At 62.4% G+C, this 5,042-nt stretch carries 2 protein-coding genes and 1 pseudogene; all 3 read left to right on the top strand.

Translation table 11 applies throughout. The features are described 5' to 3' along the window. Positions 1–307 precede the first annotated feature (307 nt). Complete coding sequence (locus tag BRC58_07595) at positions 308–1,600, top strand: efflux RND transporter periplasmic adaptor subunit (protein ID PSP17010.1); 1,293 nt, start codon at positions 308–310, stop codon at positions 1,598–1,600. A 5-nt stretch (positions 1,601–1,605) separates the two neighbouring features. Beyond that, positions 1,606–4,644, top strand: a pseudogene (locus BRC58_07590) (hydrophobe/amphiphile efflux-1 family RND transporter). 221 nt (positions 4,645–4,865) lie between these two features. Then, positions 4,866–5,042: IS3 family transposase (locus tag BRC58_07585; protein PSP17011.1), on the top strand; the 177-nt coding region annotated here is incomplete at its 3' end.

Raw genomic sequence — 5,042 nt, 5'->3', positions numbered from 1 at the left:
GCGCCCGCTTGCTGCGGCAGTGGATGCAGCGGGTGGGGCTCTCAAGCTTGCGGCAAGAGTGCCAGCGCCTGCAGCAGCAGCAACAGCACCAGCGGGCGCAGTGGCAGCGCGACAGCCTGGGGATCCTGGAGCCGTGGCTGCTGCAGTGGCCCACTGCCGCCGAGCAAGCGCAAGCCAACCCCGAGCTGCCCGCCTACAAACTCGTGCCGTACGAAGTCGAGTTCGTGACCGGCCAGGGCGAAACTGTATCTGTCTTAACCCTCGGTCGCAACCAAATCCGGCCGGCTTTCATCGTTCGATCGCGCTCATGGCATCGCCTTCGCGTCACACTTCTGTCACTGAGAACGCCCCTGCCTCACCGCCGCCACGCGCGCGCTGGCGGCGGTGGATGCCCATCGCGCTGCTGGCCGGCGGTGGGGGCTTTGCCCTCTGGCGGATCTTGAGGCCGAGCGGCCCTGCCCAGCAGCAAGCGCAGGCCCCGCCGGTAACCGTTCAAACCCTGCGCAGCCGTACGGTGACCGAGAGCAGCCAATTCGTCGCGCGCCTAGAAGCCCAACAGGCAACAACTCTCAGGCCCGAAACCTCGGGCCGGGTCACCCAGATCTTGGTCTCGGAAGGCGAGCGCGTCTCTGCAGGAACGCCCATTCTCGAGCTTAGCCCTGAAAAAAGCCAAGCCGAGCTCAACAGTGCCCTGGCGCGCGTCAATGCGGCCCGTGCCGCCCGCAACCAGGCCCGGGCCCAGTTGCAGCAAGCTCGCGCCGAGCGCAAAAGCACGGCCGCCGACCTCGAGCTGGCCCAGAGCGAGTTCGAGCGCAATCGCTTTCTGGCCTCGGAAGGGGCGCTGCCCGAGCAGTCGCTGGATCGGGCCGAGCGCGATCACCAGGCCGCCCGAGCCAACCTCGAAGCGGCCCGAGAGCGCATCAACTCGGCCCAAAAACGCCTGGCGCAAGCCCGCGCCGAGCTCGAGCAAGCCCACGCCCAGGCCCAATCGGCACGCGAAGACCTGCAAGATACCCAGGTTACGGCCCCCATTGACGGTGTTGTGGGCGATCTGGCCGTTAAAACCGGCGATTACGTCAGCACCGGCGATCACCTCACCGTGCTGACGCAGAATCGAAGGCTGGCGATCGAGCTCGACATCCCGGCCCAGCAGGCCGATCGCTTGCGGACCGGCCTGCGCGTCGAGCTGCGGCCCCAGGGCGCCCCACCATCGGCATCGCCGCTGGCAACGGGACGCATTCGCTTTGTCGCCGCCCAGGTCGATCCCGAAACCCAAACCATTTTGGCTCAGGCACGCTTCACCAATCCAGGCGAGCAACTGCGAGACCAGCAGCGCGTGCAGGCTACGGTGATATGGGGGCGGCAGTCCGGACTCATTGTTCCGACAACTGCCATTTCGCGCCTGGCCGGCAAGGCGTTTATCTATACGGTCGAGCGGCAGGGCGGGCAAACCATCGCCCGCCAAACTCCGGTGACGCTGGGGGGATTGCAAGCAGGCGGCTATCGCGTTCGAGAGGGCCTTAGCTCCGGCGCAACCATCGTTACTTCGGGGGTGACGCAGCTCTCGGATGGTGCCCCCATCACGCCGCAATCGCCCTAGCCCCCATGCCGATCGAATTTTTCATCCGGCGGCCTGTTTTTACCAGCGTTTGCTCGCTCATTCTGTTGCTCGCCGGGGCAGTCACCACTCCCACACTGCCCATTGCGCAGTATCCCGACATCAGCCCGCGCCAAGTCAGCGTCGAGGCAACCTTTACTGGCGCAGACGCCCAAACCGTTGAAGAAACCGTGACCGCGCCGCTGGAGGAGGAAATCAACGGCGCTGAAGGTCTGCAGTATTTGAGCTCAAGCAGCACCAACAATGGGGTCAGCGCCATTACGGCCACCTTCGAGCCCGGCCACGATCAGGATCTGGCCACGGTGGACGTGCAAAATCGCGTTGCCACCGCCGAGCCGCGACTGCCGGAATCGGTGCGGCAAACGGGCGTTACGGTCAGCAAGTCCTCGGGTAGTCCCCTATTAGGACTCGGGCTCCATAGCCAGGACGGCCGGTACGACACCCTATTTTTGAGCAACTATGCTGATCGGTACCTAATCGATGCGCTGCAGCAAATCGATGAGGTGGGAAGCGTCCAAATTTTTGGCAACCGCACCTATGCCATGCGGTTGTGGCTCGATCCGCAGCAGCTGGCCAGCCGAAACCTAACGGCCCAGGACGTGGCCGAGGCCCTGCAACAGCAAAACTTGCAAGTGGGGGCCGGGCAAATCGGGCAACCGCCCACCTCAGCCGAGCAACCCTACCAGCTCAGCGTGCGGGCTAGCGGCCGGCTCGAGGATGCCAGTGCCTTTGAGAACCTTACCCTCAAAACGACTGATGGCGGCACGCGGGTTCAGCTCAAAGATGTGGGCCGCGCGGAATTGGGATCTCAAACCTACAACTCCTTTTTCCGGTTTCGCGGCAATGAGGCCGTGGGCTTGGGCATTCTCCCAGTGCCCGATAGCAATGCGCTTGAGGTGGGGCGAGCCGTCAAGGCCCGAATGCAGGCGCTGTCGCAAGCCTTCCCGGCCGGAATGCGCTACGAAGTGGGCTTCGATACCACCGATTTCATCCAGCAGTCGCTGCTCGGCGTGGTGGGAACGCTGGTGCAGGCGCTGGCGCTAGTGGTTTTGGTCATCTTTGTCTTTTTGCAAGATTGGCGCAATACCCTCATCCCGGCCATCACCATCCCGGTTGCGCTGATCGGCACGTTCGCCTTCATCCAGGCGTTCAACTTTTCTATCAACAGCCTGACCCTGTTTGGCTTGACCTTGGCCATTGGCCTGGTGGTCGATGACGCCATCATTGTGGTCGAGAACGTCAGCCGCAAAGTACAGCAACAGGGGCTGCGGGCGCGCCCGGCGGCGATCGCGGCCATGCGCGAGCTCTCGAGGGCGGTCGTTGCCACCTCGCTGGTGCTAATGGCTGTGTTTGTGCCCGTGGCCTTTTTCCGGGCACGACGGGCGCTCTCTACCGGCAGTTTGCCCTGACCGTTGCCTTCGCCATCGCCTTATCGACCTTCAATGCCCTGACGCTGACGCCGGCCCTGTCGGCGCTGCTGTTGCGCCCCCACGCAGCAGCCCAAGGCTGGCTGGGACGCGTCTTAGATGCTTTCAACCGGGGGCTCGATGCCCTCCAGGCCCGCTACCGGCAGCTGCTCAACCGATTGATGCGTGCCAAAACGCTCGTCATTAGCGTGTTTGTTGCCTTGTTGGGGGTCACCGGATGGGTGTATCTGAGCGTCCCGAGCGCGTTTTTGCCCCAGGAAGACCAGGGCTATTTCATCACAATCGTTCAGGGGCCACAGGGCTCGACGCTCGACGACACGCGCCAGGTGATGCGCCAGCTGGAAGAGCGCTATTTATCGGTCCCGGAGGTGCGCGCCACGGTTGCTGTGGGCGGGTTCAACCTGGGCGGTGGCAGCACTGTCAACAGCGGTGTGGTGTTTACCACGCTGGCGCCTTGGTCGGAGCGCTCTCAACCGTCCCAGTCTGTTGGAGCCATTATCGGCCGCTTGCGCGGCCAGCTAGCCCAAATTGCCGGGGCGAATATTGTCCCGGTCAATCCACCCGCCATTCAAGGGTTGGGCAACTTTGGCGGATTTACCTTCCAGCTCCAGGACCGCCGCGGCAACCTCAGCCTGGATGCTCTGGTGCGCAACAAAAACGCCTTGCTCAAGGCGGCCAACCAGCATCCCAAGTTACAGCAAGTGTTTAGCACTTACGCTGCCAGCGCTCCCCAGTTCCAGGTTGAGGTCAATCGCAGCCGTGCCAATGCGCTGGGCATTCCCATTAGCGACATCTACAGCACGCTGCAGACCTACGTGGGGTCGCGCTACGTCAATGACTTTACCTTGGCGCGGCAGAACTATCGGGTATACCTGCAGGCTGAGGCCCAGTTCCGCGACGAGCCCAAGGATCTGAGCGCGTTCTACGTGCGCTCCCGAAGCGGACGGATGGTCTCGCTCGACAGCCTTATCAACACGCGCTCAACGAGCGGGGCACAAACCATCAACCACTACAACACCTTTCGCACCATTGAGCTCAGCGGTGGTCCCGCCCTGGGGGCCAGCTCGGGCGAGGCGATTGCGGCGATGGAGCAGCTCGCTGCCGAAACATTACCGCCCGGGCTGGGATACGAGTGGTCCGGGCTCTCGCGCGAGCAGATCCAATCGGCCGGCCAAGCGCCGCTCATTTGCACTGCTGGCGCTGTGGCTGCGCGGCATCCCCAACGATGTTTACGGGCAAATTGGGTTGGTGATGCTAATTGGCTTGGCCAGCAAAAACGCGATTTTGATTGTGGAGTTTGCCAACCAACTGCGCGCGCAGGGGCGCACCATCGCACAAGCAGCCCTGGAGGCGGCGCAGCAGCGCATGCGGCCCATCATCATGACCGCTATCTCCACCCTGGGCAGCATCCTGCCGCTGGTGGTGGCCTCTGGGGCCGGATCGGCCAGCCGGCAATCGCTCGGGACGGCCGTGTTTGGCGGCATGCTGGTGGCAACGTTTTTGACCTTGCTGGTTGCCCCGGTGATGTACGTCGCCGTTAAATCGCTGGCAGCGCGGGCCTTCGGATCGGGTCAAGCGCATTATTATGGAGAGACCTGAATAGATCTCTGGGAATCTCTGCCTATTGCGCCTAAAGTAGTCAACTTTCACATATAGCAAAAACACGTGATCGTGAACAGATAAGTGGGCTTGTCTCTGAGAGCTTAAATCATCAGTTCGAGAGAGTTCCAGAGTTTTGCCCAACAAGCTAGCTCCGTTCACATGTGGTCTATGACTGCTGTAGGAGAGTAATACGACCTTGGGGGCTAGTGAGGTGACAGATGAGGTATTCGCCCCAACGCAAGGAAGCAGTTCTGGCCAAGATGCGACCTCCCCAGAACCTCTCAGTGCCCGAGCTGGCAGAGGAAGAAGGCATCTCGACAGCAACCCTCTACAAGTGGCGGCGCGAAGCCCAAGACCAAGGCCAACTGCTGCCGAGACGCGCAACAGAACCGGAA

This window comes from Cyanobacteria bacterium QS_8_64_29 (assembly GCA_003022125.1).
Lineage (GTDB): Bacteria > Cyanobacteriota > Cyanobacteriia > Cyanobacteriales > Rubidibacteraceae > QS-8-64-29.
This window is presented reverse-complemented; position numbering and strand designations above follow the sequence as displayed.